At 62.6% G+C, this 12,732-nt stretch carries 12 protein-coding genes; 4 read left to right on the top strand and 8 right to left on the bottom strand.

Annotation, left to right across the window (positions count from 1 at the left end):
* The first annotated feature begins 82 nt into the window (after positions 1 to 82).
* Positions 83 to 976 carry an RgsD C-terminal domain-containing protein gene (locus tag AC4PTT_RS09050; RefSeq protein ID WP_113155444.1) on the top strand — a complete coding sequence of 298 codons (894 nt, stop codon included), beginning with the start codon at positions 83 to 85 and terminating at the stop codon, positions 974 to 976.
* Positions 977 to 1,053: 77 nt separating this feature from the next.
* Here AC4PTT_RS09050 and thrS read toward each other — a convergent pair whose 3' ends face one another.
* The 3 genes from thrS to AC4PTT_RS09035 form a co-directional block, all read right to left on the bottom strand.
* Positions 1,054 to 3,030 carry a threonine--tRNA ligase gene (thrS, locus tag AC4PTT_RS09045; RefSeq protein WP_492162546.1) on the bottom strand — a complete coding sequence of 659 codons (1,977 nt, stop codon included), beginning with the start codon at positions 3,028 to 3,030 and terminating at the stop codon, positions 1,054 to 1,056.
* Positions 3,031 to 3,186: 156 nt separating this feature from the next.
* The gene (gene yidD, locus AC4PTT_RS09040; RefSeq protein WP_492162545.1) at positions 3,187 to 3,525 is read right to left on the bottom strand and encodes a membrane protein insertion efficiency factor YidD; all 339 of its coding nucleotides are present in this window, start codon (positions 3,523 to 3,525) and stop codon (positions 3,187 to 3,189) included.
* Positions 3,526 to 3,527: 2 nt separating this feature from the next.
* Entirely contained in the window at positions 3,528 to 3,974 is a 447-nt protein-coding gene (locus AC4PTT_RS09035) for an iron-sulfur cluster assembly scaffold protein (RefSeq protein ID WP_113155448.1), read from the bottom strand.
* A gap of 243 nt (positions 3,975 to 4,217) precedes the next feature.
* Between AC4PTT_RS09035 and folE the strand changes: the two genes are divergently transcribed.
* The 3 genes from folE to AC4PTT_RS09020 all read left to right on the top strand — a co-directional run bounded on the left by folE (position 4,218) and on the right by AC4PTT_RS09020 (position 6,501).
* Positions 4,218 to 4,883, top strand: a complete 666-nt coding sequence (folE, locus tag AC4PTT_RS09030; protein ID WP_113155449.1) for a GTP cyclohydrolase I FolE — start codon at positions 4,218 to 4,220, stop codon at positions 4,881 to 4,883.
* The gene (gene hisI, locus AC4PTT_RS09025; protein ID WP_113155450.1) at positions 4,883 to 5,329 is read left to right on the top strand and encodes a phosphoribosyl-AMP cyclohydrolase; all 447 of its coding nucleotides are present in this window, start codon (positions 4,883 to 4,885) and stop codon (positions 5,327 to 5,329) included. The genes folE and hisI overlap by 1 nt, the downstream gene beginning before the upstream one ends.
* Before the next feature lie 188 nt (positions 5,330 to 5,517).
* Positions 5,518 to 6,501 (top strand): patatin-like phospholipase family protein, encoded by a 984-nt coding sequence (locus AC4PTT_RS09020; RefSeq protein WP_492162544.1) that lies wholly within the window; start codon positions 5,518 to 5,520, stop codon positions 6,499 to 6,501.
* Between the two features lie 9 nt (positions 6,502 to 6,510).
* Here the strand turns inward: AC4PTT_RS09020 and recJ are convergent, their stop codons facing one another.
* The 5 genes from recJ to AC4PTT_RS08995 all read right to left on the bottom strand — a co-directional run bounded on the left by recJ (position 6,511) and on the right by AC4PTT_RS08995 (position 12,581).
* Positions 6,511 to 8,292, bottom strand: a complete 1,782-nt coding sequence (gene recJ / locus AC4PTT_RS09015; protein WP_492162543.1) for a single-stranded-DNA-specific exonuclease RecJ — start codon at positions 8,290 to 8,292, stop codon at positions 6,511 to 6,513.
* Positions 8,293 to 8,447: 155 nt separating this feature from the next.
* Positions 8,448 to 9,425 (bottom strand): class II fructose-bisphosphatase, encoded by a 978-nt coding sequence (gene glpX / locus AC4PTT_RS09010; protein WP_113155452.1) that lies wholly within the window; start codon positions 9,423 to 9,425, stop codon positions 8,448 to 8,450.
* 140 nt (positions 9,426 to 9,565) lie between these two features.
* Positions 9,566 to 10,879 carry a homoserine dehydrogenase gene (locus tag AC4PTT_RS09005; RefSeq protein ID WP_113155453.1) on the bottom strand — a complete coding sequence of 438 codons (1,314 nt, stop codon included), beginning with the start codon at positions 10,877 to 10,879 and terminating at the stop codon, positions 9,566 to 9,568.
* Between the two features lie 40 nt (positions 10,880 to 10,919).
* The gene (locus AC4PTT_RS09000) at positions 10,920 to 12,140 is read right to left on the bottom strand and encodes an LL-diaminopimelate aminotransferase (protein WP_492162542.1); all 1,221 of its coding nucleotides are present in this window, start codon (positions 12,138 to 12,140) and stop codon (positions 10,920 to 10,922) included.
* Between the two features lie 84 nt (positions 12,141 to 12,224).
* On the bottom strand, positions 12,225 to 12,581 hold the full coding sequence (locus AC4PTT_RS08995) for a hypothetical protein (RefSeq protein WP_492162541.1): 357 nt from the start codon (positions 12,579 to 12,581) through the stop codon (positions 12,225 to 12,227).
* Positions 12,582 to 12,732 lie beyond the last annotated feature (151 nt).

The following is a 12,732-nucleotide window of genomic DNA, read 5'->3' as shown; positions in this document are numbered from 1 at the left end:
CATGTCAGCTATGCGCGGTTCACTTAAAACGACTCTGTCTCTTCTCGCCCTGTGCACGCTGTCCTTTCAGGCGTCGAACGTCATGGCGCAGGAGGATGCGGCGAAAGCCGTCGACGGCCTGCGCCTGCCCGGCCTCAACAATTATGCCCCCGCCTCCGTGGATGATGCGCTCGCCATTGCCGACACCGGCGAGGTCACACTGGTCGCGCATCTGAACGAAGGCGGCGACGAAATCCCGAACGGTCTCGTCTGGCGTATTTTCGGCACGCAGCCCGGCCCCGATGACAAACTGCCGCTCGTCGCAACCGCGCGCGGCGGCAACAGCGTCTTCGAACTCGCCCCCGGCAGCTATCTCGTCCATGCCGCCTATGGACGCGCAGGCGTGACAAAGCGCATCACGGTCAGCCGCGAGCCCATGCGCGAAGACCTGTTCCTCGATGCCGGCGGTCTCAAGCTCAACGCGATCCTGCCCGGCGGCGTGCGCATTCCGCAGAACCAGCTGCGCTTTGCCATCTATGAGGCGACGGAAGACAATATCGGCGACGGTGCGCTGATCCTGCCCAAGGTCGAGCCCGGCAGCATCGTCCGGCTCAATTCCGGCACCTATCACGTGGTCTCCAATTACGGAGACATCAACGCAGCGATCCGCTCCGACATCCGCGTGGAAGCCGGCAAGCTGACGGAAGCGACGGTGGAGCACCGCGCCGCCGACCTTACCATGAAGCTTGTGCGCGAACGCGGCGGCGAAGCCATTGCCGATACCGCCTGGTCGGTTCTGACCGACACGGGCGAAATCGTCTATGAAACGGTCAGCGCCTACGCCTCCATGGTTCTCGCCGAGGGCAATTACACGATTGTCGCCAAGAACCGCGACCGCATCTACCAGCGCGATTTTTCGGTCGTGCCCGGCCGCAATCAGGATGTGGAACTGCTGCCGACCGATCTGCTCGACACGCGCAATCAGTTTCCCGACTGAAAACCGGAACACATCGCAGAAATGAAAAAGCCCCGCTGCATCCAGCGGGGCTTTCTTCGTTTTGAGCGCCTTACAGCTCAGGCCTTTGCGGCCTTGCGCTTCAGGTCCGGCGGCGTTGCCTCTTCGACCAGCATGGCGGTCACATCGGCCAGCGACATGGACGCCTGATCGCGGCTGCCCAGCCGGCGAATGTTCACCGTGCCTTCTTCCGCTTCGCGCTTGCCGCAGACGAGGATCACCGGAACCTTGGCCAGCGAGTGCTCGCGGACCTTGTAGTTGATCTTCTCGTTGCGCAGATCCACCTCGGCCAGAAGTCCGGCCTCCTTCAGCGTCTCCGTCACTTTCAGTGCATATTCGTCGGCATCGGACGTGATCGTCGCCACCACCACCTGCACCGGTGCGAACCAGAGCGGGAAGTGACCGGCAAAGTTCTCGATCAGAATGCCGAGGAAACGCTCCATCGAGCCGCAGATCGCCCGGTGCACCATGACCGGCTGCTTCTTCTCCGAATCCTGATCGATGTAGAACGCACCGAAACGCTCCGGCAGGTTGAAGTCGATCTGCGTCGTGCCGCACTGCCATTCGCGGCCGATGGCGTCCTTCAGAACATAGTCGAACTTCGGCCCGTAGAACGCGCCATCGCCCGGATTGATCGCCGTCTTGATGCGGCTGTCCGAGGCGGCGATCTTCTCGAGAACGCCAGTCATGATCTCCTCGGCGTGATCCCACAGCGCATCCGATCCGACGCGCTTTTCAGGCCGCGTGGAGAAGAAGACCGTGATCTCCTTGAAGCCGAAATCGGCATAGGTGGAGAGGATCAGGTCGTTGATCTTCAGGCATTCAGTCGCAAGCTGGTCTTCCGTGCAGAAGATGTGCGCGTCGTCCTGCGTGAAGCCGCGCACACGCATCAGGCCGTGCAGCGCGCCCGAAGGCTCGTAGCGATGCACATTGCCGAACTCGGCCATCCGGATCGGCAGGTCGCGGTAGGACTTCAGGCCATGCTTGAAGATCTGCACGTGACCGGGACAGTTCATCGGCTTCAGCGCGAAGGTGCGGGTGTCTTCCGCCTCGTCGTCCGCGCACTCGACCTTGAACATGTTCTCCTTGTACCAGCCCCAGTGACCGGAGGTCTCCCACAGGCTCTTGTCGAGCACCTGCGGAGCGTTGACCTCATCATAGCCATCGGTTGCGAGCCTGCGACGCATGTAGCTCACAAGGTTCTGGAACATGCGCCAGCCCTTGGAGTGCCAGAACACGACGCCCGGGCCCTCTTCCTGGAAATGGAACAGGTCCATCTCGCGGCCAAGGCGACGGTGGTCGCGCTTCTCGGCCTCTTCCAGCATGTGGAGATACTGGTCGAGCTCTTCCTGCGTGTGCCAGGCCGTGCCGTAGATGCGGGTCAGCATCGGATTGTTGGAATCGCCGCGCCAATAGGCGCCGGCCACCTTCATCAGCTTGAAAGCCTTGCCAATCTGACCGGTGGAAGCCATGTGCGGTCCACGGCAGAGGTCGAACCAGTCGCCCTGCGCGTAGATCTTGACGTCCTGATCCTCAGGGATCGCGTCGATCAGCTCGACCTTGTAGCTCTCGCCCTTTTCGGCGAACACTTCCTTGGCCTTGTCGCGCGACCAGACTTCCCTGGTGAAAGGCTTGTTGCGCGCAATGATCTCCGCCATCTTCTTCTCGATGACCGGCAGGTCTTCGGGCGTGAAGGGCTCATTGCGGGCGAAGTCGTAATAGAAGCCGTTCTCGATCACCGGGCCAATGGTGACCTGGGTGCCGGGCCACAGTTCCTGCACGGCTTCGGCAAGCACATGCGCGGCATCGTGACGGATCAGCTCCAGCGCGCGCGGGTCGTCACGGGTGACGATCTCGATATCGCCGGACGTGCCGACAGGCTCCGACAGATCGCGCACCGTGCCATCGAGCGCATAGGCGACGGACTTCTTGGCGAGCGACTTGGAGATGCCGGCTGCAATGTCAGCGCCGGTCGTCGCCGCGTCATACTCGCGAACGGAGCCATCGGGAAATTTCAGGGAAACGGCCTCGGCCATAAGTCTTCTCCTTATCCAGTCCCGCCAACGAGCGCGGGTGGTTTGGGCATTCTGGGTTTGCGGGCCCGAAATAAGCATTTCGCCAGCGAAGGTAAAGGGCAAACCGGCGGCAGTAGTGTCGCGGTCATGCAGGCGCGATGCTTCGGCGTCGAGCCGTCAATGCACTTTCTTCTGCCGCGCCACCCGCCAGAAGCGCCACGGCGTCCACCATTTCAGGTCTTGTTCCAGCACATCGGGCACCGGATCGATCCCATGCGTGCCGCCCGGCCCGCACCGCACCACGCGGAAAAGTCCCATCCAGCCGCCCGACCACAGCCCATGCCGGGCAATCGCCTCATAGGTGTATTCCGAGCAGGTTGGGAAATGCCGGCAGGAATTGCCGATGAAGCCCGACAGGGTGAGCTGGTAGAGCCGCACGAAAGCCGTTCCGAACAGGCGACCGGGCGTCTTCGGCCAGGGCCCCTGCCAGTTGCGGCTGCGAATGGGTTGAGCCATGATCAGGCGGCAGCGCCAGCGCGCGCCTTTTCGATCTGGTCGATGGCATCCACCACCGCATCGAAGGTGAGAAGCGTTGAAGCATGGCGCGCCTTGTAGCCGCGCACCGGCTCCAGATATTTCAGATCCTCGAAGCGGCCTGCCGGCGGCGGGCCTTCTTCCTTGAGCATGGCGTACATCGCGTCACGCACATGGCGCAGCTCATCAGCCTTCGCACCCACCACATGCGCAGCCATGATCGAGGACGATGCCTGACCGAGCGCACAGGCCTTCACCTCATGCGCGAAGTCTGTGACCGTGTCGCCATCCATCTTGAGATCGACAATGACAGTGGAGCCGCAAAGCTTTGAGTGCGCCTTTGCCGTGGCGTCGGGATTATCCAGCCGTCCAACCCGCTGAATATTGCCGGCAAAGCCAAGAATTTTCGCGTTATAGACATCGTCCAGCATGGTTTTCCCGCTCTGCCGCAGCCGAAACAAATCAAAGTCGTTTCGGCATCTTTCCTTCTGCTTCAAGGCACTTATATAATGATCGCTATGGGCCCGCGACAAGGCATGATGCCGCTGCGGGTTCCAGTTTCGCGCACGCCACTGTCGGGCCGGGCTGAGAATTTTTCTCCAATACCCGCTGGATAAGGCCGTGAACCGTTCAACTCGTTCCTGCTGAGACAGGAACTACGGGAGACGCCTTCTATGGACGCCATTATCAAGAACTTTCCGCCTCATGCCGATAAGGGTGAAGCCACTGCGGAGAAGAATTCCTATATGGACAAAGCAGTTACTGATCGCCCCTCTCAGGAAGAGGTCGAAAACGCCGTTCGCACGCTGCTGCGCTGGACAGGCGACGACATCAACCGTGAGGGCCTGATCGAGACGCCCAAGCGCGTCGCCAAGGCATATCGCGAAATGTTCTCCGGCTACGACCAGTGTCCCGCCGAAGAACTCGGCCGCACCTTCGAGGAGGTGCAGGGCTATAACGACATGGTCCTCATCAAGGACATCTCGTTCCATTCCCATTGCGAACACCACATGGTGCCGATCATCGGCAAGGCGCATGTCGCCTATCTGCCGGACGGCAAGGTGGTCGGATTATCCAAGATCGCCCGCGTGGTCGACATCTTCGCCCGCCGCCTGCAGACGCAGGAGGCCATGACGGCGCAGATCGCCCATGTGATTCAGGACGTCCTGAAGCCGCGCGGCGTTGCCGTTCTCGTGGAAGCCGAGCACATGTGCATGGCCATGCGCGGCATCCGCAAACAGGGTTCGGTCACGCTGACGACGACCTTCACCGGCGCCTATCGCGAAGACCTTCAGGAACAGGCGCGCTTCATGACCATGCTGCGCGACAAACACGGCTGATGACCACACTCACGTTTCCCCCTGCCCCATCCGACAAGGCCGCGCTCGAAGAGGGCGCGGCTTTTTCTCCGCGCTTCGATGCCAATGGCCTCATCACGGCCGTGGTGACGGACGCCGACACCAATGCACTTCTGATGGTGGCGCACATGAACGCCACGTCTCTCGCCATGACCCTTGAAACCGGCATCGCCCACTACTGGTCGCGCTCGCGCGGCAAATTGTGGAAGAAGGGCGAGACCTCCGGCAATGTCCAGCACATCGTCTCCATCGCCACCGACTGCGATCAGGATGCGGTGCATCTGAGCGTACGCGTCGCCGGCGATGGCGCAACCTGCCACACCGGTCGCCGCACCTGCTTCTACCGCAATGTGAGCATTCGCGACGGCAAACCGGTTCTGGTCGACCTCGGCATGAAGCCTTTGGACGACAAAGACGGACATGCTTGACCGAAAGTCGGTCTCGATTTCTTGAACGCCCGAAGCGTAGACTTTCTCCTCGGGAGCGCCCATCTACTGGGAAGGGGTAGTAGCCGCGTTCCTCGGTGAGGCAGCGTTGAACCATTCGGTTCGCCACAGCGACGCATATTCACCAATTCGATACAGTCCTCGGGCATGATGCTTCCGGGGACGAGGAGATGAACATGCTCGATTGGGCATCTCTACGCAGGAAACAGGAAAACCGGGAAATCGACGTGATTTCGCCGGAACCGCCCCCGCTTGATCCAGCGCCCGCGCCTGAAAAAGGCGGCATTGCCCTGGCTCTTGGCGGCGGCGCGGCCCGCGGCTGGGCGCATATCGGCGTCCTCCGCGCCCTTGATGAAGCCCAGATCCCCGTCGGCATGATTGCCGGAACCTCCATCGGCGCACTGGTCGGCGGCTGCTATCTGGCCGGCAAGCTTGATGAGCTGGAAGAATTCGCACGGTCCCTCACCAAACGCCGCATCTTCGGCCTGCTCGACATCAATTTTGGCGGCAGCGGCCTGTTCGGCGGCATGAAGCTGACGGCCCGCATGCAGGAGCACCTGCAGGACGTCACCTTCGATGACCTCGCCAAACCCTTCGTCTGTGTGGCGGCGGAAATCCGCACCGGTCATGAAATCTGGCTGTCGAAAGGCTCGCTGATCACCGCCATGCGTGCGTCCTATGCGCTGCCCGGCGTTTTCGAACCCGTCACCTGCAATGGCCGCGTTCTGGTGGACGGCGCGCTGGTCAATCCGGTTCCCGTTTCCGCCTGCCGCGCCTATGAGCAGCCTCTGGTCATGGCGGTGAACCTGCATTACGACCTGTTTGGCCGCGCCGCCGTCATCAAGCATTCCGCCGACATGCCGCAGGAAAGCGGGGAAGGCGAGACTGCGTCTCTGGTGGTCGACAAGGGGCCGCAGCAGCGCGATCAGCGTCTTGGCATCACCGGCGTCATGGTCGAGGCGTTCAACATCATTCAGGATCGCATTTCACGGGCGCGCATGGCCGGCGATCCGCCCGACCTGTCGCTTCAGCCCAAGCTCGGCCATATCGGCCTGACGGAATTTCACCGCGCTGACGAGGCGATCACCATCGGTTACGAAACCACGCAGGCCCGGCTTACCGAACTCGAACGCCTGCTCACGGTCCTCGGATAGGCGCAGCCCTCAGGCGCTGGCCGCATCCTGGAGCCGCAACTGGATGCGCTTGTTTCCATTCCAGTGATTGGCCGCCAGCGTGCCCGCCACGTGAATGGTCGCACCGCGATTGCCAAACAGGAAATTGCCGAGATCCGTTTCCGCCGCACGGAAAGCAATCGCCTCCATGCGCGCGCCGGTCTGTGAGCGCAGTTCTGCGCGGATATGGCCATTGCCCACCACACGCGCATCCGCCAGACGGTGGCGCGGCAGCGCCAGAACCGGCGTCGAATGCCCTGACCCGAAAGGCCCGGCCGTCTCCAGTGCATCGAGCAGCGCAAGGTTCGCGCCATCGGCAGAAAGCGCTGCATCGATCTTGAGGCTCTCGGCGTCGCGCAGCCGCTTTACTGCACTCGCCGCCCGCTCCTCGAAGAAGGCGCGCAACGGCCCAAGCTTCTCGCGCTCAACCGTGATGCCGGCAGCCATCGCATGCCCGCCGCCCTTGACCAGAATGCCCTCGGCCACCGCCTCGCGCACGATCTTGCCGAGATCGAAACCGGGAATGGAGCGGCCGGAGCCGGTGCCCTTGCCATTCGGACCGAAGGCGATGGCGAAGGTCGGTCGCCTTGCGTGATCCTTGAGACGGGAGGCGAGCAGCCCGACAATGCCCGGATGCCAGCGGTCGCTTGCCGTTACCAGAACCGCAGGCCCCTCGCCCGAAATCAGTTCTGCATCGGCCTCCGCCTTCGCCTCGGCCAGCATCACCGTTTCCATTTCCTGCCGCTCGGTGTTCAACCGGTCGAGCGTCTCGGCGATCTTGGCAGCCTCGGCCGGATCGTCGCTGGCGAGCAGATTGCTGCCCAGCGCCGCATTGCCGATGCGCCCGCCCGCATTGATGCGCGGGCCGATCATGAAGCCCAGATGGTAGGGGTTGAGCGGTTCGCCGATGCGCGACACCCGCGCCAGCGCAGCCAGTCCCGGCGTGTTCATCTGGCGCGCGGCCACAAGCCCTTTCACCACGAAAGCACGGTTGACGCCAACGAGCGGCACCACGTCGCAGACCGTGCCCAGCGCCACCAGATCAAGAAGGCCGAGCAGGTTCGGCGGCGGCTTGGAGACACCGCCCTGACGCAGATGCTTCGCGGTCTGGACAAGCGCCAGAAACACGACGCCCGCAGCGCACAGGAACCCCTGGCCGGAAAGATCATCCTCGCGATTGGGGTTCACCACAGCAACCGCATCCGGCAGATCGCCGCCCACCTGGTGGTGATCGAGCACGACCACATCCGCGCCCGCCTCGTTGGCGGCGGCGATGGCGGCGGCGCTGTTGACGCCGCAATCGACGGTGACGATGAGGCTCGCACGCCCCGCAAGGTCGCGCATCGCGTCGGGATTTGGGCCGTAGCCCTCGAAAACGCGGTCGGGAATATAGATCTCGGCGTCGATGCCGTAATGCCCGAGAAAGCGCTTCATCATGGCCGAGGAAACAGCGCCATCGACGTCGTAATCGCCGAAGATCGCCACCTTTTCGCCGCGCCGCACCGCATGGGCGAGCCGCTCGGCAGCCTTGTCCATGTCGGTCAGCGTTGCCGGATCTGGCAAGAGATCGCGAATGGTGGGATCGAGGAAGCGCTCTGCATCGTCGATATCCACCCCGCGGCCGGCCAGAACCCGCGCCACGATTTCGGGAATGCCATGGGTCTGCGCCATGGCCAGCGCAGCGTTCTCGCCGCGCAGGTCAAGCCGATGCTCCCACGCAAGACCGCGTGCGGAGTGCCGGACATCGAGGAAATACCGTTTTTCGCCAGTCATTACCGCCTACGTTTCACAGCGGCTGAACAAAGGCAAGCGGGCCGTAACCCACTTGGATATTTGTGCGCCCTTCCGGACGCACAAAGGATGTTCCAAACCATCAACGGAGCATCGGAATGACCCGAAAGCCAGCGCCCCCTCTTCGGTCCGATGCTCTAAAACTTGTCCAGGTCCTGGTGGCGGGCGATGATCTCGCGCACCGTCTGCGAAGAAGAGCGCATGACGATGGTGTGGGTGGAGATCTGGTCACGGCCGAACTTCACGCCCGAAAGCAGGTTGCCATCCGTCACGCCGGTCGCAGCGAACAGAACGTCGCCCTTGGCCATCTCGTCCATGCGGTAGACCTTGGCGGGATCGGAAATGCCCATCTTGGCCGCGCGCGCCACCTTTTCCTCGGTGTTGAGCTGCAGACGTCCCTGCATCTGGCCGCCGATGCAGCGCAGGGCAGCCGCCGCCAGCACGCCTTCCGGCGCGCCACCGATGCCCAGATAGATGTCGATGCCGGTTTCGTCCGGGTCGGTCGTGTGGATCACGCCGGCCACGTCGCCATCGCCGATCAGGCGAATTGCAGCGCCGGTGCCGCGCACTTCCTCGATCAGGCGCGCATGGCGCGGACGATCGAGAATGCAGGCCGTGATCTCATTGACCGGAACGCCCTTGGCCTTGGCCAGCGCTTCGATGTTCTCCACGGCTGGCGCATCGAGATCAACAACGCCCTCGGGATAGCCCGGGCCGACGGCAATCTTTTCCATGTAGACGTCGGGCGCATAAAGCAGGCTGCCGCGCTCTGCGATGGCGATCACCGCCAGCGAGTTCGGCAGGTTCTTGGCGCAGATCGTGGTGCCTTCCAGCGGGTCGAGCGCGATGTCGACTTCCGGGCCTTCGCCCACGCCCACTTCCTCACCGATGTAAAGCATCGGCGCTTCGTCGCGTTCGCCTTCGCCGATCACCACCGTGCCCTGGATGGGCAGGCGGTTGAGTTCGGAGCGCATCGCGTCGACGGCCACCTGATCGGCGGCCTTCTCGTCACCACGTCCGCGCAGCCGCGCAGCAGCCACAGCCGCGCGCTCCGTCACACGAACGAGTTCCAGCGTGAGAATGCGGTCGAGACCCGCCTGCGAGGCTTTCAACATTGACTCAAATCCTGATGTTCTTCCGCTCCCCATGAGCGGGCCGGCTTCTTGTGACAAAGACGGCGCGGGACGGCAAGTCCCTCACCGCCCCGTCAAAAACATGAATCGATTGAATAAATGTGACAGACGCCAAACCTGCGTCAGGCCGCCCGCTCGATGCGGATAACCTGGGGCTTGTCGACCATGTGACCGTCCGCGATCACACCATCCACCGCCTTGCGCACGGCTTCCTCGGTGGTCTCATGGGTCACGAGAATCACGTTCTTCTGATCCTCCGGCAGACCGCCATCGGCGTGCTGAACGATGGATTCCAGCGAAATCTCGTTGTCGGCCATACGCTTGGCAATGGCTGCGAACACGCCGGCGCGGTCATGCACGGTCATGCGGATGAAGTAGCCGCCCTCATGCGCACGCATGCGCGCACGCTGGTAAGGCTTCAGCTTCGCGGCCGGACGCCCGAAGACCGGGCCATGCTGGAAGCCGGGCCGGCTCTTGGCGATATCCGCCATGTCGCCGATCACGGCAGAGGCCGTCGCATTGCCGCCGGCGCCGGGGCCGGAGAGCAGGAGCTCGCCCAGAACATCGGTCTCGATTGCCACGGCGTTGGTCACGCCGTGCACCTGAGCGATCACGGACTGCGTGGGAACCATGGTCGGGTGCACGCGCTGCTCGATGCCGCTGTCGGTGCGCTGCGCGACGCCCAGAAGCTTGATGCGGTAGCCGAGTTCGCTGGCGGCGCGAATATCGGCCTGGCTGATGTTGGAAATGCCTTCCATGTAGATGTCGTCAGCCGAGATCTGGCAGCCAAAGGCAAGGCTCGTGAGGATCGAGAGCTTGTGCGCCGTGTCGTGTCCCTCGATATCGAAGGTCGGATCGGCTTCGGCATAACCAAGTCGCTGAGCCTCTGCGAGGCAGTCCTCAAAGGAAAGCCCCTCTTCTTCCATCCGCGTCAAAATGTAGTTGGCCGTTCCGTTCATGATGCCGAACACGCGGCTCACATCATTACCGGCCAGCGCTTCGCGCATGGTCTTGATGACCGGAATGCCGCCAGCGACCGCCGCCTCATAGTTGAGGAGAACGCCCTTTTCCTCAGCAATCGTCGCCAGCGCCACGCCATGTTTGGACAGAAGCGCCTTGTTGGCGGTCACAACGTGGTGGCCGGCCTCAAGCGCTGCCTTCACCGCGTCATAGGCGGGGCCGCTGTCGCCGCCGATCAGTTCGACGAACACGTCGATATCAGAGGAACGGGCGAGCTCCACCGGATCATCGAACCACTTTGCATTGCCGAGATCGACGCCACGGTCACGGGTTCGGTCGCGCGCCGAGACAGCCGTGAGCGTCATCATGCGTCCGCATTGCCTGGTCAGTTCCGCTTCCTTCTCCGTCATGCAGCGCACGACAGAAGCTCCTACGGTTCCCAAACCCGCAATTCCAATACGCAACGCTTCGGACATGATGCGGCGTGCTCCTTCTTGAACAGTCTGTAAGTGGGACTCAGCGACGGGCGCCGAGCGGGATGACGTTGTCGGTGTTTTCGGGCGCCGTTGCAAGGAAGCGCTTGATGCTGCGCGCCGCCTGGCGAATCCGGTGCTCGTTCTCCACCAGTGCAATGCGCACATGCTGATCACCAAACTCGCCGAAACCGATGCCCGGCGCGACCGCCACCTCCGCCTTCTCGACCAGCAGCTTGGAAAACTCAAGCGAGCCAAGCGCGCGATAGGCTTCGGGGATCGGCACCCAGGCAAACATGGTGGCCGGCGGAGGCGGAACCTCCCAGCCTGCGCGACCAAAGGACTCGACGAGCACATCGCGGCGGCGGTGATAGACCTCGCGTACCTCTTCGATCTCGGAGCCATCGGAATTGAGCGCGGCGGCGGCGGCCACCTGGATCGGCGTGAACGCGCCATAGTCCAGATAGGATTTCACCCGCGAGAGCGCCGCGATCAGACGCTCATTGCCGACCGCAAACCCCATGCGCCAGCCGGGCATGGAGAAGGTCTTCGACATGGAGGTGAACTCCACCGTCACATCCATTGCGCCCGGAACCTCGAGAACGGAGGGCGGCGGGTTGCCGTCGAAATAGATTTCCGAATAGGCGAGATCCGACAAAATGATGAGGTCATTCTTGCGGGCGAACGCAACGACGTCCCTGTAGAAATCGAGCGACGCCATACAGGCCGTCGGATTTGACGGATAGTTGAGGATCAGCGCCAGCGGCTTTGGCGTCGAATAGCGCACCGCGCGTTCAAGCGCGGGAATGAAATTCTCATCCGGCTCGGCGGGAATGGCGCGCACGACGCCGCCCGACATGATGAAGCCGAATGTATGGATCGGATAGGTCGGGTTCGGGCAAAGAACCACATCGCCCGGCGCGGTGATCGCCTGGGCCATGTTGGCAAAGCCTTCCTTGGAGCCAAGCGTCGCGACAACCTGGGTCTCGGGATCAAGCTTCACACCAAAGCGGCGCTCATAATAAGCCGCCTGCGCACGGCGCAATCCCGGAATGCCCCGCGAAGACGAATAGCGATGCGTGCGCGGATCGCGCACCACGTCGCACAGCTTGTCGACAATGGCCTGCGGCGTCGGCAGGTCGGGATTGCCCATTCCGAGATCGATGATGTCCGCGCCGCGCGCTCGCGCGCTGGCTTTCAGGCGGTTTACCTGTTCGAAAACATAAGGCGGAAGCCGGCGGATCTTATGGAATTCTTCCATCATCGTACCTCAAAACGGGATGCGCGATGCCGCGCCCGGTCCTCATATACCCAATCCCGTCAACGGTCGAGAGCAGGACCCCCGTCCCTACTCGGTCTTTTCGATTTCCTGAAGCTGCCGCTCGGCATGGGTTTTCGCCAGATTGCGCAGACGGCGCGCCTCGGCATCCGCATTATTTGCCGGCGCACTGTTCTCAAGCCTTTGCCGCGTCGCTGTCAGGTCGCGCATCAGCGCATCCTTTTCCGAAGGCGCGATGGGCGCTGTCGCCGAGGCCGGCGGCACATTCAGGTCAGGATAAGCTCCGGTCACATTTGCACCCGGCGTGGGCGAACCTGGTGTCAGCTTCTGCGACGGCGTTGCCGCCGTGCGCGGGGCGGGTTGTGGAACCACTGGCGGCGTGCGGAGGGCGGCGGCGGGCGCTGCATCCTCCAGGCTTGCGCTCATGCACCCCCCCAGAATCAGCGGCAACGCAACCACCGGAGCGAGAAGCGCGACTGCGCGAAAAAAACCGCCGTGAGATTTGATTTTCATATTCTCTTCCGATTCAAGCCACTACCATGCATGATGGCAGAGGGGGAGCCTCCCGTCAGATTAT

Source organism: Nitratireductor sp. WH36-1, assembly GCF_058725515.1.
The sequence above is the reverse complement of the archived record's forward strand: the minus strand, read 5'-3'. Positions and strand labels throughout refer to the sequence as shown.